The sequence below is a fragment of the Gilliamella sp. B2923 genome, from assembly GCF_026536565.1.
Lineage (GTDB): Bacteria > Pseudomonadota > Gammaproteobacteria > Enterobacterales > Orbaceae > Gilliamella.
Genome location: NZ_JAFNNZ010000004.1, coordinates 1 through 20,202, shown reverse-complemented (window position 1 = coordinate 20,202; position 20,202 = coordinate 1). Strand labels below are relative to the sequence as shown.

General features: G+C 35.5%; 22 protein-coding genes. 3 read left to right on the top strand and 19 right to left on the bottom strand.

Features of this window, described 5'->3' with window-relative positions:
• Window positions 1-139 precede the first annotated feature (139 nt).
• A complete protein-coding gene (locus J3U42_RS05955) occupies window positions 140-1,396 on the bottom strand; it encodes an oligosaccharide MFS transporter (protein ID WP_267335946.1) in 1,257 nt (418 codons plus the stop codon).
• A 205-nt stretch (window positions 1,397-1,601) separates the two neighbouring features.
• Between J3U42_RS05955 and J3U42_RS05950 the strand changes: the two genes are divergently transcribed.
• Window positions 1,602-2,603 (top strand): LacI family DNA-binding transcriptional regulator, encoded by a 1,002-nt coding sequence (locus J3U42_RS05950; RefSeq protein WP_267335945.1) that lies wholly within the window; start codon window positions 1,602-1,604, stop codon window positions 2,601-2,603.
• 46 nt (window positions 2,604-2,649) lie between these two features.
• Here the strand turns inward: J3U42_RS05950 and J3U42_RS05945 are convergent, their stop codons facing one another.
• Window positions 2,650-4,119, bottom strand: coding sequence for a glycoside hydrolase family 32 protein (locus J3U42_RS05945; protein WP_267335944.1), 1,470 nt, complete (start codon window positions 4,117-4,119; stop codon window positions 2,650-2,652).
• Between the two features lie 283 nt (window positions 4,120-4,402).
• Between J3U42_RS05945 and J3U42_RS05940 the strand changes: the two genes are divergently transcribed.
• Both J3U42_RS05940 and J3U42_RS05935 read left to right on the top strand, forming a co-directional pair.
• Window positions 4,403-5,362, top strand: a complete 960-nt coding sequence (locus tag J3U42_RS05940; protein ID WP_267335943.1) for an aminoimidazole riboside kinase — start codon at window positions 4,403-4,405, stop codon at window positions 5,360-5,362.
• A 4-nt stretch (window positions 5,363-5,366) separates the two neighbouring features.
• Entirely contained in the window at window positions 5,367-5,918 is a 552-nt protein-coding gene (locus J3U42_RS05935) for a sugar O-acetyltransferase (protein WP_267335942.1), read from the top strand.
• Between the two features lie 6 nt (window positions 5,919-5,924).
• On the opposite strand, the gene ispC is transcribed toward J3U42_RS05935, so the two are convergent.
• The 17 genes from ispC to J3U42_RS05850 all read right to left on the bottom strand — a co-directional run.
• Complete coding sequence (gene ispC / locus J3U42_RS05930; RefSeq protein WP_267335941.1) at window positions 5,925-7,109, bottom strand: 1-deoxy-D-xylulose-5-phosphate reductoisomerase; 1,185 nt, start codon at window positions 7,107-7,109, stop codon at window positions 5,925-5,927.
• A 2-nt stretch (window positions 7,110-7,111) separates the two neighbouring features.
• Window positions 7,112-7,873, bottom strand: coding sequence for a DNA-binding transcriptional repressor DeoR (gene deoR, locus J3U42_RS05925; RefSeq protein WP_267335940.1), 762 nt, complete (start codon window positions 7,871-7,873; stop codon window positions 7,112-7,114).
• Window positions 7,874-7,927: 54 nt separating this feature from the next.
• A complete protein-coding gene (gene deoC / locus J3U42_RS05920; protein WP_065562697.1) occupies window positions 7,928-8,593 on the bottom strand; it encodes a deoxyribose-phosphate aldolase in 666 nt (221 codons plus the stop codon).
• Between the two features lie 650 nt (window positions 8,594-9,243).
• Window positions 9,244-9,801 carry a ribosome recycling factor gene (gene frr, locus J3U42_RS05915; protein WP_220218457.1) on the bottom strand — a complete coding sequence of 186 codons (558 nt, stop codon included), beginning with the start codon at window positions 9,799-9,801 and terminating at the stop codon, window positions 9,244-9,246.
• Between the two features lie 29 nt (window positions 9,802-9,830).
• A complete protein-coding gene (gene pyrH / locus J3U42_RS05910; RefSeq protein ID WP_267329434.1) occupies window positions 9,831-10,565 on the bottom strand; it encodes a UMP kinase in 735 nt (244 codons plus the stop codon).
• Between the two features lie 118 nt (window positions 10,566-10,683).
• Entirely contained in the window at window positions 10,684-11,544 is an 861-nt protein-coding gene (gene tsf / locus J3U42_RS05905; protein ID WP_220218459.1) for a translation elongation factor Ts, read from the bottom strand.
• 88 nt (window positions 11,545-11,632) lie between these two features.
• Window positions 11,633-12,370 (bottom strand): 30S ribosomal protein S2, encoded by a 738-nt coding sequence (gene rpsB / locus J3U42_RS05900; protein ID WP_267335939.1) that lies wholly within the window; start codon window positions 12,368-12,370, stop codon window positions 11,633-11,635.
• A 499-nt stretch (window positions 12,371-12,869) separates the two neighbouring features.
• Window positions 12,870-13,274, bottom strand: coding sequence for a hypothetical protein (locus tag J3U42_RS05895; RefSeq protein ID WP_220218461.1), 405 nt, complete (start codon window positions 13,272-13,274; stop codon window positions 12,870-12,872).
• 269 nt (window positions 13,275-13,543) lie between these two features.
• A complete protein-coding gene (locus tag J3U42_RS05890; protein ID WP_267335938.1) occupies window positions 13,544-13,939 on the bottom strand; it encodes a hypothetical protein in 396 nt (131 codons plus the stop codon).
• A 45-nt stretch (window positions 13,940-13,984) separates the two neighbouring features.
• The gene (locus tag J3U42_RS05885) at window positions 13,985-14,566 is read right to left on the bottom strand and encodes an Imm52 family immunity protein (RefSeq protein WP_267335937.1); all 582 of its coding nucleotides are present in this window, start codon (window positions 14,564-14,566) and stop codon (window positions 13,985-13,987) included.
• A complete protein-coding gene (locus J3U42_RS05880; protein WP_220218464.1) occupies window positions 14,526-14,705 on the bottom strand; it encodes a hypothetical protein in 180 nt (59 codons plus the stop codon). Before J3U42_RS05880 ends, J3U42_RS05885 begins: the two co-directional genes overlap by 41 nt.
• 9 nt (window positions 14,706-14,714) lie before the next feature.
• Window positions 14,715-14,897 carry an Imm52 family immunity protein gene (locus tag J3U42_RS05875; RefSeq protein WP_267335936.1) on the bottom strand — a complete coding sequence of 61 codons (183 nt, stop codon included), beginning with the start codon at window positions 14,895-14,897 and terminating at the stop codon, window positions 14,715-14,717.
• Window positions 14,898-14,959: 62 nt separating this feature from the next.
• Window positions 14,960-16,117, bottom strand: coding sequence for a hypothetical protein (locus tag J3U42_RS05870; RefSeq protein WP_267335935.1), 1,158 nt, complete (start codon window positions 16,115-16,117; stop codon window positions 14,960-14,962).
• A 90-nt stretch (window positions 16,118-16,207) separates the two neighbouring features.
• Entirely contained in the window at window positions 16,208-17,365 is a 1,158-nt protein-coding gene (locus J3U42_RS05865; protein WP_267335934.1) for a hypothetical protein, read from the bottom strand.
• A gap of 90 nt (window positions 17,366-17,455) precedes the next feature.
• Window positions 17,456-18,607 carry a hypothetical protein gene (locus J3U42_RS05860; protein ID WP_267335933.1) on the bottom strand — a complete coding sequence of 384 codons (1,152 nt, stop codon included), beginning with the start codon at window positions 18,605-18,607 and terminating at the stop codon, window positions 17,456-17,458.
• Window positions 18,607-19,611, bottom strand: a complete 1,005-nt coding sequence (locus J3U42_RS05855; protein WP_267335932.1) for a hypothetical protein — start codon at window positions 19,609-19,611, stop codon at window positions 18,607-18,609. Before J3U42_RS05855 ends, J3U42_RS05860 begins: the two co-directional genes overlap by 1 nt.
• A gap of 10 nt (window positions 19,612-19,621) precedes the next feature.
• On the bottom strand, window positions 19,622-20,202 hold a 581-nt coding region (locus J3U42_RS05850), incomplete at its 5' end, for a DUF2345 domain-containing protein (RefSeq protein WP_267335931.1).

Below are 20,202 nucleotides of genomic sequence, written 5' to 3'. Positions count from 1 at the left end.
CACAACAACTACCTATAGATATTAATCAATATAGTGAACATTGTTTCTCAAACTTAACAAGTAAGCAAGCATTGTCTGCATTAACCGATATCAAAAACAGAAAAATGGAAACAATTTGTTTCCATTTTATCTATATATTTCATGATTGATGGGATTGAAGCTTAGCTTTTTTATCATCACATAGAGTAAATATACCAATGAGTAAAATTGTAAGAACAATACTGGCAAGAATATAAAACGTGGTTGTAAACCCGTTATTGTCAAATAACTTACCGACTATCCATGACAGCACAATAACACCAATATTTGATGAAATATTAAATCCGACTAAATAAAGAGTAGAAGACAACCTTGCATCAAAATTCGCAACTACATATTTAAATACCGCTAAAATAAATAACGGTGTTTCGATAGCATGAAAGAGTTTAACAAATGAAATTAAATAAACATTATCCAATGTGGCTGATAACGCAATGCGACAAATCATCACTAATACGGCAATTAATAGCGATCGTTTAGCGCCCATTTTATTAATAAAATAAGGAGCCAAAATCATAAAGCCCGCTTCTAAAAAGACTTGGAAGGAATTTAAATAACCATAGGTTTCATAACTATCTTCGGGTATTTCAAAAAAACTGGTATAGAAATTAGGAAATAACTGCTGATCATAAATAGTATAGAAACTATTGGTACCAATGATAAAAAAGACAAATAACCAAAACTTCTTTATACCAAATAGTGAAAAAATTTCGCTCATGGTTGGTATCGTTGATTTTGTTTTAGCTAAAACTTCACTACTGTTATCGGTTTTTGATGCTGGATCGTGTTTAGGTTTAAAAGCAAGGTTAATGACAAAATAGGTTGTAGCAATAACCGATGCCATCCAGAAGTTAATATGCGGATTAATACCAAATAAGATACCTGCAATAAATGTAGCAATCGCATAACCAAACGATCCCCAAAATCGAGCGGGTCCAAATTCAAAACCAAATAATCGACTAATACGCTCGATAAACGAATCAATTAATGCACAACCCGAAATAAAGCCAGCACTTAACACTGGTGCTCCAATGCAAGCTCCCAAAATAAAATCGTTTTTGAGTAAAGGTTCATACACATAAATTAAAAATGGTCCAATAAGAATCATTACAATACTTTGGAAGGTAATTATCGCCTTTCCGATTTGTAATTTATCTTGAATAACACCGTAGAAGATCATAAAAAACATGGCAGCAGCTGAGTTAGCGGAATAAACAATTCCCAATTGTTCGCCGGATAATCCTATATTACTTTTTAGCCAAATGGCATAAAAAGACCACCAAAGCGACCAAGCTGCATAAAAAGTAATAAGGTAACCTGATGAGAACCAATAGTTTCTATTATATATTATATTCATATTCATATTCATTACTCTTATGTTGTTGAAGTTTAACGTTAACATGTTAAGGTTAACATTATTGTCATAATTAATATGAAATAGATAGTATCGATTATCATAATTGTTACTTACCTCACACTTTTTATCATTTTTATTTGTGGTATCATCAAAATAATAAATTTAAATAATTAATCTTTTAATGCTGAGCAAAAAGGGTTTAACTATGGTTTCACTTAAGGATGTTGCAAAGTTGGCATCGGTATCATTGATGACGGTATCACGTGCAATTAATAATCCGGAAAAACTGAATAAAGAGACTTATAAACGAGTCAAAAAGGCGATTGAGCAACTTAACTATGTTCCGGATTTATCCGCCCGTAAAATACGCGGTGATCATACCGCCCCACACGCTATTGGTGTTTTGGCATTAGAAACGGCAATGACACCATTTTCTGTCGAGCTTTTACAAGCCATTGAAAAAACTGCTCAACAACATGGCTGGAACACCTTTATTGTTAATTTGTTTGATGATAAACAGCCCGATCATGCAATTAACACCTTATTATCTTATCGCCCTGACGGAATTATCTACACGACAATGGGGCTTAGAAAAGTAGAATTACCTGAAAAACTCCTGGGCAAAGATGTTGTATTAGCTAACTGTATCAGTGATTCCGAGCAGCTTGCCTGTTATATTCCTGATGATTACAACGGTCAATATCTGGCAATGCAACAGGTTATTAAAAAAGGTTATCAAAAACCACTTTGTATCTATCTATCTGAAAACACATTAGCTGGCAATATTCGGCGCAAAGCAGCAGAGCAAGCATGGTTAGATGCGGGTCGAAATTTAGATGATATGCTTAGCTATCACACATTATTACAACATGACCTTGCACAAGAGTATATGATGACGGTGGAAATACTAAAACAGCATTGTAAAAATAAACCGGAATTTGATGTATTGATTTGTGGCAATGATCGAATTGCTTTTGTTGCCTATCAATTCTTACTTAGTCAGGGCTTTAATATTCCAAACGATATTGCAGTGTTAGGTTATGATAATATGGTTGGTACTGGCGAATTGTTCTACCCACCACTAACAACGGTACAGCTTCCACATTACGAAATCGGCGAGCAAGCGGCTTTACATATTATTGGTGGTAACACACAGAAAAAAACCACCTTAGTGGCATCTCCCTTTTTACAACGAGAGTCATTATAAGCAGGATCTTAAATCCACCACTTTTTTGTGGTGGATTTAAGATTGGTTAGGCATAAATCGATTTTAATTGCCAACTATCTAATTGCGTCACTACCGCCTGACCATTTTCGGCAAATAGATTAATCATTCTTTGAGCCGGTAATTTTGGATAAATACGGCTTGAAAAGCTATATAGATCGCCATTAACAAAGACCTCAACCGAGGAAGCATCTACAAACACATGCAGAGTTAATTTTTTCGTTTTAGGTAAACGAACGCTACGATAACCTTTTAATTCAAGCCCGGAAAGACTGCGATCAAGTACAATACGGTTTGATTGTAAATCAACATATAAAAGCGTCGCCTGCTTACCATCTTCGGTTGCCGCAAGTTGTAAGCCAAAACGTTCAGCATTACTTTGCGTTAAATCGATTTCAACTTTTAACTCACAACTAATTGATTTTATGCGAGTATTTTTAAGTTCATTATTTAATACAATATTGGATAATGATTGCGGTTTTTCACGCAATGCTTCAAGCTCTTTAATTGGTCTGTTACGAACATTATTATGACGATCTAAAATCAGTTCACGAGGCAGGGTAAAAGCGCCCATCCATTTATCCATTTTACTAGGCATGACAGATTCCCACATGTCCATCCAGGCAAAAACAATGCGGCGACCGTCAGCGGCAAGAAACGACTGCGGGGCATAAAAATCATGGCCAAAATCCATTTCTTGAAATGGTTTAATTACGGAGAATGTTTTTCCCGGTTGCCAGTTACCCACAATATAGCCGGATTGGAATCGATTACGATATTGATAACCTTTAGCTTTCATACCTTGCGGAGAAAACATCAATATCCATTTATCGCCGAGAGGGAAAAAGTCAGGGCATTCAAGCATATATACATTGGGATCAATATCGCTGATCAGCACATGATCGAATTGCCATTTTTTAAGATCCTGAGATCGAAAAAGTAAAATTTGCCCCACATCATTGTTATCACGTTGGCCAACGACCATCCACCATAGATCATCTTGTTGCCAGACTTTTGGATCTCGAAAATGCATAATGCCGTCTTCTGGCGTCAAAATTGTGCCCTGTTTTTCAAAATGAATACCGTCTTTACTGGTAGCAAGACATTGGGTTTGGCGGATTTGTTCATCATTACCTTCACCTTTTAACCAAATATGGCCGGTATAAATCAAACACAGTTCACCATTTTTATCGACAGCAGAACCCGAAAAACATCCACTTTTGTCATATTCATTACCCGGAGCAATAGCAATCGGTAATCTTCGCCATGTTACTAAATCATCACTAACTGCATGCCCCCAATGCATTGGCCCCCAATTTTCATCATAAGGATGATGTTGATAAAAGGCGTGATACTGCCCTTTAAAGTAAATCAAACCATTAGGATCATTCATCCAACCCGCTTGTGGCGCCAAATGAAAATGCGGATAATACTGTTTGTTCATTTTACTTTCTAATTTTTTAATAGCTTGATTAGCTTTATCAATAGCAGTAGACATAAAATCCCCTTTGTTCATCCTATATATGATTAATATAATAACATGGTACATCAATTTAATTGTTAACGTTAACTATAGGCAAAATAAACAGTAAAATATGTGATGTTAATCACATATTTTTAACGTTAACAATGAATTTTTTTAGAAATCATTTAGTCTATTGTTAATGACTAATTGTTAAACAAAGTCTAATCTATACCTAATTGGCTAAATTAAACAACAAATTGCCAACACAGTAATAAATTTTCAACCAAATTAACCATATATTATATAGAGTAATTAAATGAATAACACAAAAGTCTGGTCGCTTGGGGATGCCGTTATAGATTTATTGCCATTTGGCGATATGAATTATCAAGCTTGCGCTGGTGGTGCGCCGGCTAATGTTGCTATTGGTGTTGCTAAATTGGGACTTCCTTCAGCGTTTATTGGCCGAGTCGGTAACGATCCATTTGGTCATTTTATGGAAAAGACATTCAAACAATACCATGTTGACTGTCAAAGCCTTGAAAAAGACGATAATCATAGAACTAGTACTGTTGTTGTAGATTTGGGTGATAATGGCGAACGTAGCTTTACTTTTTTAGTCTCTCCTTCGGCCGATCAATTTTTATCAAAACAAGCATTGCCTAATTTTAATCAAGATATCTTACATTTTTGTTCTCTTGCACTGGTGGGGCATACCTGCCGGCAAACGCTAAAAACTGCAATTGAAGATCTGACGGCCAAAAATGGGTTGATTAGCTTTGATATTAATTTGCGCGAACAGATGTGGCAAGATAAAGACGAAATGCGCACGGTTATTACGCAATTTTGCCATGATGCCGATATCCTTAAACTGTCTGATGAAGAGCTATTTTGGTTAACAGAAAGTGATGATTGGCATCATGCCTTAAATAAATTAACACAGCATTATAATGCTCCGCTTAAGTTAATAACTAAAGGAAAAGATGGCAGTATTGTTATATGGCAAGGTAAACGATTTTCTTTTGATTCCTATCATGTCAATAGTATTGATACAACGGGGGCTGGGGATGCTTTTGTGTCAGGATTGTTAAGTAGCATAGCTTCATCAGGAATGCCCGAAGATAAATTAATGCTAGAAAGCATGATGACTATCGCCAGTGCCTGTGGTGCATTAGCAACAACCAAAAAAGGGGCGTTGACGGCGCTACCCGATAGCGCATTTTTACAATCATTTATTGGCGACAATCCAGCCTTAACCGCTAAACAAATGGCATAATTTAATGACAGAAAAAGAAAAGATGCTCGCCGGTTTGTTATACGATCCCTGTATCAATTTACTGGATAAAGAACGGCTTTATGCGCAAGATCTCTGCTTTCAAATTAATCAACTATCACCACTGGTTGAAGAGCAGCGACAACGATTATTTCAAACCCTGTTAGGAAAAACAGGAAAGCTATTTACAATTATGCCCGGTTTTCAATGTGATTATGGCTACAATATTGAAATTGGAGAGAATTTTTTTGCTAATTTTAACTGCATCATGCTTGATGCGGCCAAAATTACATTCGGAGATAATGTCCTTGTCGCACCCAATTGCGGTTTTTATACCTCAGGTCACCCACTTGATAGCCAAATACGCAACAGTGGGCTTGAGTTTGCCAAACCGATTACGATCGGTAATAACGTTTGGATTGGTGGTAACGTAATTGTACTACCCAATGTGACTATCGGCGATAATACGGTTATTGCAGCTGGCAGTATTGTGGATCGAGATATTCCTTCAAATGTCGTTGCCATGGGCACGCCATGCCGAGTGTATAAAACGCTTTAATGCCATTTAAACTATCTGTTTGCTACATTGTGCTCTAGCCCATGCATCAATAATGAACACATCATCAATAGTGGCAGGTTCCGGAAAATTAAGTTGATCTAACGTGGTTGCAACCTGTTTGGCAATATCCATAAAACCAATTTTATGCTGTAAAAATGCTTCAACCGCCACTTCATTGGCAGCGTTAAGCGCTGTTGTTGCCGCTTGCCCTTCACCACAAGCCTCAATGGCTAATTTTAAGCATGGATAGCGAATAAAATCGGGTTGATTGAAGGTTAATGATGAGATTTGAGTAAAATCTAAAGCAGGTACACCGGATGAAATACGTAATGGATAAGACATTGAATAAGCAATTGGCGTACACATATCTGGTACGCCTAATTCTGCAATAATACTGCCATCTAGATAACGAACCATTGAGTGAATAATCGATTGAGGATGTACAATAATCTCCATTTGCTCAAAACTAGCATTAAACAACCAACGAGCTTCAATATATTCCAAGCCTTTATTCATCATCGTTGCCGAATCAACTGAAATCTTTCTACCCATTGACCAGTTAGGATGTAAAGTCGCTTGCGCAGGTGTGACTGAAGTTAATTGATTTAACGGTAGCTCACGAAAAGGTCCGCCAGATCCGGTTAACACAATTTTGGCGATACCATGATCAGTCAGATTAGCAAACCCTAGATCATGCTGCACTGCGGTAGGTAAACTTTGAAAGATCGCATTATGTTCACTATCGACCGGCAGTAGCTCGGCGCCATATTGTTTCACCGCTTGCATAAATAAATGCCCACAAGTGACTAATGACTCTTTATTAGCGAGTAAAATGCGTTTACCTTTTTTAATTGCAGCAAGAGTCGGCCTTAATCCCGCAGCACCAACAATTGCAGCCATAACCTGGTTAACTTCGGGAAGCTGTGCTAAATCACACATAGCTTGCTCACCACTCAGTACTTCTATATTCAATTTTAGGTTAGCTAAATTTGCTTTAAGCTGCTGCGCTGCTTGTTTGCTCGCCATAGCAACATATTTTGGTTTAAACTCCTGACACTGCTCTGTCATTTTTGCAACATTAGCGCCACCTACTAGCACATAAGCTTTATATAAAGTTGGATTTTGCCGAATGACGGCTAACGTGCTACAGCCGATCGATCCTGTTGAACCTAAAATTGCGATATTTTTCATAATTAATAAATTAAACCAATGTTATTTTCTTCAAAGTAAGCGACGTAGCCTAAATCCGGTGCTCTATCGGTCATCACCAAATTAAACTGATCAAGGTTACAAATAAAAGCCGGTTTAACTTGATTAAACTTAGTATGATCGGCAATTAAAATATTTTGATTAGATTTTTTCATCGCCTGATGCTTCATATTCAGTTCATCAAAATGGTAACAAGTTGCACCTTGAGTGAGATCAATACCCGCTGCCGAAATAAAAGCTTTATTTGGACAGATGAAATCGAGCGGATTATGGGAACTAATATTGGTAAAAATTGCATTATTAAGCTGATACTGCCCACCGCATAAAATGATTTTACATTTTGGTTTGTTTTGTAACGCTAGAAAGGCATTGAGTGAATAGCAGATTGCAGTAAAGGCAATATCATCACTAATTTCATCAATGATAAATTGCATGGTTGTACCGCAATCAAAAAAAATAGTATCGTTCTCATCAACAAATTGACTAACTAGTTTGCCAATATAACGCTTTTCATCTACATGTTTATCTTTTTGATCTGAAACAAAATATTGCGATATGGTATGGCGTGCTTGGTTAACAACATAACCGCCTAAAACAGCTAAACATGATGATTGATTGCTAAGATCTCGACGAATCGTCATTTCAGAAACAGCAAGCATTTGCGCTGCTTGCTTTAAATGAATTTTATCGGTAGTTTTTAATTGCTCAATAAGTGCATTAACTCTTTTTTGCGGTTGCGTTTCCATTGCCATTCCATAAATAGCAATAAGCTACTATACAGTAGCTTATAAAAGGATAAATTAATAGCCGCTAGATGATGCTTTATCGCCTGATACAATTGCAATACCAGCACTAGCGCCTAACCGTGTTGCACCAGCTTGAACCATTTTTTCAGCAGTTTGACGATCTCTAATGCCACCTGATGCTTTAACACCCATTTTATCACCGACTGTTTCGCGCATCAATTTAACATCTTCAACTGTTGCCCCTGATAAGCTAAAACCGGTTGAAGTTTTAACAAAAGCAACGCCAATTTCTTTACAAATTGTACAAACTGTAACGATTTCTTCTTTAGTTAATAAGCAAGTTTCTAAAATAACTTTTAACGGCACTGAACCACAAGCATTAAATACTGCTTGAATATCTTCTTTAACCGCCGTTAAATCATTGCTTTTTAGCCAGCCGACATTGATAACCATATCGATCTCTTCTGCGCCAGCTTTGACTGCCATTTCAGTCTCAAATGCTTTAGCAGAAGTCAGCATAGCACCTAAAGGAAAGCCAACGACTGAACAAACCTTTACATCGCTACCTTTAAGCAAGCTAGCGACTAAAGGCACATAGCCTGAATTAACACATACAGAATAGAAATGATACTGCTTTGCTTCTTCACAAAGTTTACGTATTTGATCTTCTGTGGCATTCATCGCCAGTAAAGTATGATCAATATACTTTGCATAATCCATAATGATGTCCTTTAATTGTGTTTAGTAATGTCTAGTAAATAATAGTCTTTAGTAAATGTTAGTAATGTTATAAAAATAACATATATAGCCCTATAATGTTATTTCCGTAACATTATATACTTAAATTTTGATAATTAAAAACTAAACTATTTACTAAACTATTTACTAAACTATTTACTAAACTATTTACTAAACTATTTAATAAACTATTTAATAAACTATTTAATAAACTTAAACAATTAAATCAAATTGAAGTGATTGGTATGAAAAAGCTAAGCAATGCGCAATTTAACATTACCTATTAATTGAAGTTATGATACGTGATTCACTAAATCAACTTGGAAACCATGATTTTGACAAACTTGATTAACTTTAGTGGCAAATAATGCACTAATACAAATAGAATCTTTTACCTTTTAATTGTGCACAAGCGCATTATTTGTATTGATCAACTATAGATAAACTCAGTTAGACTTTATACCGCTTAAATAGAAGGATAGCTGTTTATTGAGTGATTTTTTATTTTTGATCTACTCGCTAACGGATAAAACTAATATTTTGTATTTTTTAGCGATAATGAAATGATTGATAATTGATAGGTAAAAAATCAAAAAGCCTAGTTTTATCAACTAGGCTTTTTAGACAAGAGATTAAAATTCCATTAACTCTTTTTCTTTATCTGCAAGCACTGCATCTAATTTTTTGATAGCTGCATCTGTTGCTTTTTGAATTAAATCTTGTGATTTACGTTCATCATCTTCTGAGATTTCTTTATCTTTTAACAAAGCTTTGATTTGATCGTTGGCATCACGACGAATATTACGAATTGACACACGACCTTGTTCTGCTTCATTACGAACTATTTTAGTTAAATCACGGCGACGTTCTTCAGTTAACGGTGGAAGAGGTACTCGAATAACTGTCCCGGCTGAAGCAGGGTTAAGCCCTAAATCAGAAGTTAAAATTGCTTTTTCAATCATTGGCGTTAATGATTTATCAAACACCGTAATAGCCAGCGTTCTTGCATCTTCAGCAACAACATTAGCTAATTGACGTAGTGGTGTTGGGCTACCATAGTATTCAACCATAATTCCGTCTAATAAGCTTGGTGAAGCACGCCCGGTTCTAACTTTAGAAATATGATTTTGAAACGCCTCAATACTTTTTTCCATGCGCGCTTGCGCTTCTTTTTGAATCTCGTTTAACATAATAAAAACCTTATTTAAAATAAAGATGACTAACAGCTAACTGTAGCCTGATTATTAATTAATGTTCCTTCTTGTTCACCTAAGATGACTCGGCGTAATGCTCCTGGTTTATTCATATTAAATACACAAATAGGCAGGTTATGATCACGAGCTAAAGTAAACGCTGCTAAATCCATGACTTTTAATTCATCATCTAACACTTTTTCATAATTTAATGTTTTATATAGTGTTGCATTAGGATCTTTAACAGGATCGGCTGAATATACCCCATCAACTTTGGTTGCTTTTAAAACAACATCTGCTTCAATCTCGATACCACGTAAGCAAGCGGCAGAATCAGTTGTAAAAAATGGGTTACCTGTCCCGGCAGAAAGAATAACGACTTTACCATGGCGAAGTAAGCTAATTGCTTCAGTCCAACGGTAGTCATCACACACACCATTTAATGGAATTGCCGACATTAAACGTGCATTAACTTCAATTCGATGCAGCGCATCACGCATGGCAAGTCCATTCATCACCGTTGCTAACATTCCCATGTGATCACCAACGACACGATTCATACCCGCTTTAGCAAGGCCTGCACCACGAAATAGATTACCGCCCCCAATAACAACAGCAACTTGAACATTCATTTCGATAAGTTCTTTGATTTCTTGCGCCATGCGGTCAAGAACGGTTGGATCAATACCAAAACCTTCATCGCCTTGTAGTGCTTCGCCACTGAGTTTAAGAAGAATACGTTTATAGAAAGGGGTTACCATATGAAGTCTCACTATTTCGTTATTTAATTACCTAATTAGCTAGAATAACTAGCGGGTAACTATTTTAAAATATTTTGTAGATAAACAAAACCGCCTTACGGCGGCTTAGATAAAACAATTAAGATTGTTTCGACATCGCAGCAACTTCAGCTGCAAAATCAACTTCGACTTTTTCGATGCCTTCACCCACTTCAAAGCGGATAAATGTAGCAATTGTCGCTTTTTTCTCTGCAAGTAAATCACCAACAGTTTTGCTTGGATCCATAACAAATGGTTGACCAGTAAGTGATACTTCACCAGTGAATTTACGCATACGACCTTCAACCATTTTTTCTGCGATTTCACGTGGTTTACCTGACTGCATTGCAATATCGATTTGAATATTACGTTCATGTTCAACAACATCAGCCGGAACATCACTTGGATCAACATATTCTGGTTTGCTTGCAGCGATGTGCATTGCAATATGTTTCACTAATTCTTCATCACAGCCACTGTTTGCCGCAACTAATACACCGATACGTGCACCGTGTTGGTAACTACCAACAACATCACCAGTGATCTCTTGAACACGACGAATACCGATATTTTCACCAATTTTAGCAACTAAAGCAGTACGCTCTTCTTCAAATTTTGCTTGTAAAGCAGCAAGATCAGTAATGTGATCATTTAATGCCGCAGTTGCTACTTTTTCACTAAATGCGATAAAACCTGCATCTTTAGCAACAAAGTCAGTTTCACAGTTGATTTCTAGAATAACACCTGATTTTTTATCAGCAGAAATTTTAGAAATAATCACACCTTCAGCAGCAACACGACCAGCTTTTTTAGCTGCTTTTGCTTGACCTGATTTACGCATATTATCGATAGCAAGATCGATATCGCCATTAGCTTCAACTAATGCTTTTTTACATTCCATCATGCCTGCGCCTGTTCTTTCACGCAGTTCTTTTACCATAGAAGCGGTAACTTCAGCCATTTTTTAATCCTCTATTTAACCGTTATGATGATTTTCATTAGAATGGGTCGATTGATTTTATTATCGACCCTGAAAATATTTGAGTTTATTACTCAGCTGCTGGTACTTCTTCAACGAAGCTTTCTTCTGATACTGGAGATTGGTTTTGCTCACGACCAGAACGAACAGCTTCAGCAACTGCATTTGCATATAATTGAATTGCACGAATAGCATCATCATTACCAGGAACGATATAATCAATACCATCTGGATCTGAGTTAGTATCAACAACAGCAATGACTGGAATACCTAGATTGTTAGCTTCTTTGATTGCGATATGTTCATGGTCTGCACCAATTACAAAAATCACATCGGGCAAGCCACCCATGTTTTTAATTCCACCCAAGCTATTTTCTAATTTCGCCATTTCACGAGCACGCATTAGTGCTTCTTTTTTGGTTAATTTGTCAAATGTACCATCACTAGCTTGTGTTTCTAAATCTTTTAGACGTTTGATTGATTGACGAACTGTTTTCCAGTTAGTCAACATACCACCTAACCAGCGGTGATTAACATAGTATTGGCCACAACTTTCAGCCGCTTGCTTAATCGCTTCGCTAGCTGCACGTTTTGTACCAACAAATAAAATTTTACCTTTACGCGCTGCAATCTTGTTTAATTCAGCTAAAGCTTCATTAAATAAAGGAACTGTTTTTTCAAGATTGATGATGTGAACTTTGTTGCGTGCACCAAAAATAAATGGTTTCATTTTTGGGTTCCAATAACGAGTTTGGTGTCCAAAGTGTACACCCGCTTGTAACATATCGCGCATTGATACTGTAGTCATGATTTCCTCATTTTGACGTTGGGGTTATGCCTCCACATATCCGCTTTATCCGACCTTATTACTTAAAGTACAAGGCACCCCGGAAAAGAGTAATGATATGTGTGTGTTATAACGTTAATTAAATTTTAAAATTTGTGCTTATAATCCATAATCATTTTGCTAAAAAATAATCTGGAAAGTAGCGCAGGCTTTATACCATATTTAGCTAACTATTACTAGTTTTATTTATATCGATGTGATTTTTATTGGCAAAAAAAGATTTACAGTCATAATAAATGGGGTTTAAGTTATCGATTAATACCTTAAATTTAATTTTTAGATACCATCAATTTCATTTCATAAAAATACATAATCCACATTTTTTATTACACTATTTTTATTAAAAAATGATTTAATTAAATCGTTTTTTTTTAAATTGGCTCAATTCGACCCGTACCGCATATCAAACGGTTTAATATAGGTTATGCTAATCACATTTACTATCATAATCGATGAAATATTATTCTTCTGCCTCTGAGACTTGAATAGTGTAACTTTCTTCAAAATAAGAGGCTGGCACATACCAGAAAGCAGAAGACATCTTTCCTTTAATAACAACTTTAATATCACCTGTTATTTTGGGAATGCCTTTCACTGCTAAATAATTATATTCAACATAACCATTTATTTCAGGGAATATAATTTCTAAACCAGAATTTTTTGGATAAATTTCCCTCAAAAATCCTCTTTCTAAAATTGGTCCAGAACCGCCTCGAATGTTAATCGTAGTATAATAATTTTTACCTATAACAGCTTTCGGTAGCTCATGAGGCGTTATCATTACTTTCGGGGCGACGATACAACCTATCAATAAAAAACAGACTGAAAAAACGATACATAATCTTTTAAATTTTAATTTTCTCATTGTTATTATGGTATCTTTTTAAATACCATTCCTGCAAAATTATGGTTCAAAAACCTACTCAATGTTAATGTCATATCTATCTGCTCAAAAAAATAACTTTACCAAAATAATGTTAACTATTTTGTTATTTTCTTTATCGCAACCTTATTGCCGATGAAAAAATGACAACAGCATTTTATCGAAACAGATAACAAATATTATCATTACAAAAATGATACCTAAAGTGGTTCCCTATTCAACAATATTTAAAAAATATCATTGATGAAATATTATTCTTCTGAATCTGCTACATGAATAATATAAATTTTTTTAAAATGACCAGGCGTGATATTCCAGTAAGTCGGAGTCATATCCCCTTCAATAACAACCTCAATATCACCTGTGATTTTTGGGATTCCTGTCACTGCTATATAATTACGTCTTTCAACCCTACCTTCTATTTCACGTAATATTATTTCTAATCCAGAGTTTTCGGGATAAATTCTCGTCCAAAATGAAAGTGGTCCAGAGCCTCCTTCAACATTAATCGGCGCATAATAATTTTTACCTCTAATTCCTTTTGGTAATTCATTCGGTGTTATAATGACAGGGGTGATAACACAACCTATCAATAAAAAACAGACTGAAAAAACGATGCATAATCTTTTAAATATTAATTTTCTCATTGTAATTATGGTATTTTTTTAAATACCAATCCTCCATAAAATAGTTTACATGTCTGTATACAATGGCAATAGATCCAACTCACGTAGCCGAATATCAACCCGATTCACCGCTTTAATATCATCTGCATTTTCTTTATCAAAAAAATGGGGCAACGTTACCACTAGCGTTCCGGTTACCAGTCCTTCCTCGTTTTTGACACTTACCACATCCGACGATTCGGGTACTATTTCGTGCGTTAATTGAGCCTTGGGTAGATATATCATCCAGCCTGCTGATAGTCTGTCGGGAAAAACAGCTTTTCGGGGTAAATAATTTCCATTAACTATAATATAGGCACTATTAAATTTCTGAACTAAGGCTAAAATGAACTCAGTGACTGTTTGAGATTTAGTAATCCTAATATCTATTTTGAAATCTAATTCAATTTTAAGGAAAAATCTTTTCTCTAAAAGTTTCTCATATATAAAATAACATAGAGCTGCCTCTTCAGTATTTTTATCCCAAATAGATCCACTAAAAGAATTCTTATTTTTCTTATATTTTTGAGTTATTTTTTCCAATCCAACTTTAGTTACGCCATTTTTATCAAATAGCTGGTAAATAGATGACTTTTTTCTTAGAAACACCACATAAGTACCAATTTTCACTTTTATGAAGATAGTAATGCTGGATTTTTAATATCTGTTCAATTTGCGCAATACACACAGAGAGTGGTAAATAGGCTTCAGGTTTAAAATACATCTCAATAGTTAATTGTTTTTTCATATTGGCTTACTATAAATAACTTCTTATTGGTAATAAATCAGCATCACGCAATCTTAAATCAATACGATTGATTGTTTTCACATCTTCGGTGTTTTCAATACTTGGCATATGATCAAGCGATACAATCACTGTTCCTAGCTGTTTATCGTCTTTATATTTAGCTATATCTTCAAATTCTGTCCGATTAAACATCAATGAATCATAATTAGCTTTCATCATTGATTAAAGCAGGTTTATCAAGATTTTTAATCAAACTAGGGTTTAGGGTGAAAATCATCTATCTGATCTCGCCATTCATTGTAATCCCAAGTTACAATTTTGGTTTTCAGCGTTTCCAAATAGTCTAAAGCCGCTTGTTTTTCGGTTGGGGTAAGCATTTGTTCTAAACGATTTTGGATTTCTTTGTTATATTCCCAAACCGGTGGGAGTTGATAAGCATGCCACGCTAAATTATTGTCTATCTCGATAATTTTTTGTTTTGCATAATCACTTAACAGCGACCAGGCATAGGCTTTAATCAAATCTTGCTCCCGCCCTAATCCATAGAAATACGCTTCAGTCATGCGCAATATGCCTATAATTGAGCTATGCGCTGCCATTAGCTGCGCATAATCTATTGCCTGTTTTAAATCTTCTACTTTTAATGTGCTGCGGTATTCGGTTAATTTATTCAGCTGTTCATATTTTTGATCTTTATAGTGAGCTGCTTGTTGAAATAACATACTGCCTATCAAATTTTCGTAGCAATGATAGCCACCTTCAATGGCGTAATTAAAATACTCAATACTTTTTTCTAATCGCTCATCTGGACAGGGGCGTGCCATACCTTGTTCATCATACCCACAAAAACCCATTTGCCAACCTTTTTTAAAGGCGAAATAGGGATATTTTAAATCGGCAAACCGATCCATTAAATACCATTTTATTTGAGAACTTTTAAACACCGCTGGTTCAACTAACGGTTTACCTGCACTATCCACTAACTGATCCCGATACTTATCCATAAATTCTATAAATGAGATCATCCCTTCTTCTTTGTAATCTTCATCATAGAATTTATGCCAATTAAGGAGAGAGTAATAATACGGCATGGCATTTTTATCCCATTGCCAGGCATGTTTTAAAAACTTGACTAAGTTGTCCGGACTAACTACCGCATAAAATACTTGATCGTCAAATGCTGATTCATACAGCTTTTTAGCTTCGTCTATACGTAATAATTGATTTTCAGGAATGGTTGAAGGGTAAATTGTAAAGTCCATAGGTAAGTTTTCGGATTCAACAAAACCAAAATCGACTTGTCTATCGGATGATTGATTAAAATAGAATTGATAAAGGCTAATAACCATTATCACGCTCATGGCTAACATGACTATTTTGAACGTTGAACGTTTCAATTTGCTATTCTTCACACGCTATTCCCTGCACTAAAACTCACTCTATCCAGATTAATCTCTATTATTCAACCTTAAATTTTACTCACTGCAATATAGTCAAATAAATTACGGTTTAGGATGAAAATCATCTATCTGATCGCACCATTTATTATAATTCCAAGTGACCACTTTGGTTTTCAGTGTTTCCAAATAGTCTAAAGCCGCTTGTTTTTCGGTTAAGGTAAGCATTTGCTCCAAACGATTTTGGATTTCTTTGTTATATTCCCAAACCGGTGGTAGTTGCTCTGCATCCCACGCGAAATTATTGCCTATCTCGATAATTTTTTGTTTTGCATAATCACTTAACAGCGACCAGGCATAGGCTTTAATCAAATCTTGCTCCCGTCCTAATCCATAGAAATACGCTTCAGTCATGCGCAATATGCCTATAATTGAGCTATGCTCTGCCATTAGCTGCGCATAATCTATTGCCTGTTTTAAATCTTCTACTTTTAATGTACTGCGGTATTCGGTTAATTTATTCAGCTGTTCATATTTTTGATCTTTATAGTGAGCTGCTTGTTGAAATAACATTCGCGCAATCAAATCTTCATAACAATGATAGCCACCTTCAATGGCGTAATTAAAATACTCAATACTTTTTTCTAATCGCTCATCTGGACAGGGGCGTGCCATACCTTGTTCATCATACCCACAAAAACCCATTCCCCAACCTTTTTCGTAGGCAAAATAGGGATATTTTAAATCGGCAAACCGATCCATTAAATACCATTTTATTTGAGAACTTTTAAACACCGCTGGTTCAACTAACGGTTTACCTGCACTATCCACTAACTGATCCCGATACTTATCCATAAATTCTATAAATGAGATCATCCCTTCTTCTTTATAATCTTCATCAAAGAATTTATGCCAAGTAAGGAGAGAGTAATAATACGGCATGGCATTTTTATCCCATTGCCAGGCATGTTTTAAAAACTTGACTAAGTTGTCCGGACTAACTACCGCATGAAATACTTGATCGTCAAATGCTGAATGATAAAGCTTTTTAGCCTCATCTATGCGTAATAATTGATTTTCAGGAATGGTTGAAGGGTAAATTGTAAAGTCCATAGGTAAGTTTTCGGATTCGACAAAACCAAAATTGACTTGTCTATCGGATGATTGATTAAAATAGAATTGATAAAGGCTAATAACCATTATCACACTCATGGCTAACATGACTATTTTGAACGTTGAACGTTTCAATTTGCTATTCTTCACACGCTATTCCCTGCACTAAAACTCACTCTATCCAGATTAATCTCTATTATTCAACCTCAAATTTTACTCACTGCAATATAGTCAAATAAATTACGGTTTAGGGTGAAAATCATCTATTTGTTTGCGCCATTTATTATAATTCCAAGTGACCACTTTGGTTTTCAGTGTTTCCAAATAGTCTAATGCCGCTTGTTTTTCGGTTAAGGTAAGCATTTGTTCCAAACGATTTTGGATTTCTTTGTTATATTCCCAAACCGGTGGGAGTTGCTCTGCATCCCACGCGAAATTGTTACCTATCTCGATAATTTTTTGTTTTGCATAATCACTTAACAGCGACCAGGCATAGGCTTTAACCGGATCTTGCTCCCGCCCTAATCCATAGAAATACGCTTCAGTCATGCGCAATATGCCTATAATTGAGCTATGCTCTGCCATTAGCTGTGCATAATCTATTGCCTGTTTTAAATCTTCTACTTTTAATGTACTGCGGTATTCGGTTAATTTATTCAGCTGTTCATATTTCTGATCTTTATAGTGTTCCCCTTCTTGAAATAATATTCGAGCAGTCAAAGCTTCGTAACAATGATAGCCACCTTCAATCGCATAGTTTAAATACTCAATACTTTTTTCTAATTGCTCATCGGTACTTGGTGGCATCATTCCTTGTTCATCAAACCAACGAGGCGCATAACTATAAGACTTACGATAAGCAAAATAAGGATATTTTAAATCAGCAAACTTATCCCATAAATAACCTCTCATTTCAACATTTTTAAACACTATTGGCTCTACTAATGGATTACCTGCACTATCAACTATCTGATCCCGATATTTGCGCATAAACTCATCAAAGGACATCATAATACCGTCCTCTTTTCCTCTTTCATCATAAAAGTCTTTCCAACCAAGAAGTTTATAGTAATATGGCATGGCATTTTTATCCCATTGCCAGGCATGCTTTAGAAATTTTATTAACTTTTCTGGATAAATTACTCCGTAATATACGCCATCATCAAATGCTGATTCATACAGCTTTTTAGCTTCGTCTATACGTAATAATTGATTTTCAGGAATGGTTGAAGGGTAAATTGTAAAGTCCATAGATAAATCTTGCTGGTGAATAAGTTCACGATGTAAATTATCGGCATAAAAATAAGCTAGACCAATAGCAAAACAAAAAATAATTTCAATGGATATTAACTTTTTCGATACCATTTTTGCTATTTGATTCAAACTACTCATTAATTATACTCCAAATCATTTTGATTAAAGACATCTACTTCGACAATACGATCTTCTAACTTCCCCTTATTAAATACTCGGCATGGTAGAATTTGATTTTTATTTCCAAGTTTTTGTATTTCTTCATAAATTGGATATGACCTTGGTAAATCTAACTTATTTTCTTTGACATACTTTTCATAGTCGTCTTTTAATTTTACAATTCTACCTCCAACCCACAATCCTAGAGAAGCATAACCCCATAACACCGACGGTTTATGTTTAAAATCATCAACCCAATTTTTAACAGGATTAGATTTATATTTTATTTGTTCATTAATTGAATCATAAACTTCTTTTTTTGACATTTCTGAAATGACACCATCGTCATGTACATCATAATAAACATCACTACCACAATAAGAAGGCAACTCAATTCGAGTAAAACTAGCATAAGTCACTTGCCCTAAACAACGAGTTTCTTGTTTTTGTGATATGGTTTTCGCTAAACAAATTTGATTATTTATTTTTTCTTTATTTAGCGTATCTTCATAAGCGGCACCCCGACAAGAGTGTAAGACAAAAATACCCTCATTTGGGTGCCAGGGTAAACGCTCCATATTATCATTTTCGTCAAAACAAATTGTTGCCTCATTCCTAAAAATCAAATGTTCCTCTTTACCATGCCCAAAATAATGAACTTGCCACAAAGCATATTTACAAGCTGTTTCTGAGTTAGTTAATTCATTATATAGTTTTGTCCATTCAGCTTTAAATTGTGGTGGATGCTCAAAACCTTTTATGATTCTCACTTCCGCATCCGGGTATTTAAACTCTAATCGTTGTTTTTTAAATTCGGCAGCTCTTAAAAATTCCTCAGCACCCCCTCCTCCATAAGCAAATAGCACAAATAGAGGTATCGGTACGTTTTCTAATATAATTTCTTCAACAGCAACCTCTCCATTTTCAAGTTTACTTGTTTGGGCTGTAAAAACTTTACATTTTTGAGTGTTCTCATTTGGCATATTGATTAACTTACCTACTAATTAATTCCAGTGTAATTGTTTCATTTTCATTTGTAGAATGAAATGATTGGGTATATCCATTTTTATCGGTTTGCCCTTGTATCTTCCTACCATCGGGTAACGTAGCAATATAACGCTCATTGGCATAGATTTTTCCGGTCTCATCTTTACAGATAAATTTAACCGCATAATCACCAATAATATACGGTAATGCTAATTGATTACGGGCCATATTTTTCGGCCCCATCTTCTGCATCACATTACATTTAAGCTTAACGTTATCTGGTGTACCTAGCTCTATGCCTTTACTGCTGATTTTGATATACGAGCCGCCACAGATTAGGGTTAGCTCTTTGCTGGCAGTAATGGTCAGTTTGCCGTCAACACTGTCAATGTGGATATCTTGTTTTGCGGCCATATTCAGGTTGGCATTTTGGGCTTGCAGGTTGATATCCCCTTGATTGGCAAAAACCTTCATCCCTGATTTGTGGGCAAATAACCCTATTGCTTCTCCCGAAGATACCGTGATGTTTTTTAATGCCGTGATGTCGGTTTGGTTTTCCGCCGTGATACTCACGCTGTTACCGGTTG

Excerpts from the sequence above, each read along its gene's own strand:
- J3U42_RS05940 (WP_267335943.1), top strand. The coding sequence starts at position 4,403 with ATGAATAACACAAAAGTCTGGTCGCTTGGGGATGCCGTTATAGATTTA.
- ispC (WP_267335941.1), bottom strand. The coding sequence starts at position 7,109 with ATGAAAAATATCGCAATTTTAGGTTCAACAGGATCGATCGGCTGTAGC.
- J3U42_RS05855 (WP_267335932.1), bottom strand. The coding sequence starts at position 19,611 with ATGCCAAATGAGAACACTCAAAAATGTAAAGTTTTTACAGCCCAAACA.
- J3U42_RS05880 (WP_220218464.1), bottom strand. The coding sequence starts at position 14,705 with ATGAAAAAACAATTAACTATTGAGATGTATTTTAAACCTGAAGCCTAT.
- J3U42_RS05945 (WP_267335944.1), bottom strand. The coding sequence starts at position 4,119 with ATGTCTACTGCTATTGATAAAGCTAATCAAGCTATTAAAAAATTAGAA.
- J3U42_RS05860 (WP_267335933.1), bottom strand. The coding sequence starts at position 18,607 with ATGAGTAGTTTGAATCAAATAGCAAAAATGGTATCGAAAAAGTTAATA.
- frr (WP_220218457.1), bottom strand. The coding sequence starts at position 9,801 with ATGTTAAACGAGATTCAAAAAGAAGCGCAAGCGCGCATGGAAAAAAGT.
- J3U42_RS05950 (WP_267335945.1), top strand. The coding sequence starts at position 1,602 with ATGGTTTCACTTAAGGATGTTGCAAAGTTGGCATCGGTATCATTGATG.
- J3U42_RS05890 (WP_267335938.1), bottom strand. The coding sequence starts at position 13,939 with ATGAGAAAATTAATATTTAAAAGATTATGCATCGTTTTTTCAGTCTGT.
- deoC (WP_065562697.1), bottom strand. The coding sequence starts at position 8,593 with ATGGATTATGCAAAGTATATTGATCATACTTTACTGGCGATGAATGCC.
- tsf (WP_220218459.1), bottom strand. The coding sequence starts at position 11,544 with ATGGCTGAAGTTACCGCTTCTATGGTAAAAGAACTGCGTGAAAGAACA.
- rpsB (WP_267335939.1), bottom strand. The coding sequence starts at position 12,370 with ATGACTACAGTATCAATGCGCGATATGTTACAAGCGGGTGTACACTTT.
- J3U42_RS05895 (WP_220218461.1), bottom strand. The coding sequence starts at position 13,274 with ATGAGAAAATTAAAATTTAAAAGATTATGTATCGTTTTTTCAGTCTGT.
- J3U42_RS05955 (WP_267335946.1), bottom strand. The coding sequence starts at position 1,396 with ATGAATATAATATATAATAGAAACTATTGGTTCTCATCAGGTTACCTT.
- J3U42_RS05875 (WP_267335936.1), bottom strand. The coding sequence starts at position 14,897 with ATGTTTAATCGGACAGAATTTGAAGATATAGCTAAATATAAAGACGAT.
- deoR (WP_267335940.1), bottom strand. The coding sequence starts at position 7,873 with ATGGAAACGCAACCGCAAAAAAGAGTTAATGCACTTATTGAGCAATTA.
- pyrH (WP_267329434.1), bottom strand. The coding sequence starts at position 10,565 with ATGGTAACCCCTTTCTATAAACGTATTCTTCTTAAACTCAGTGGCGAA.
- J3U42_RS05935 (WP_267335942.1), top strand. The coding sequence starts at position 5,367 with ATGACAGAAAAAGAAAAGATGCTCGCCGGTTTGTTATACGATCCCTGT.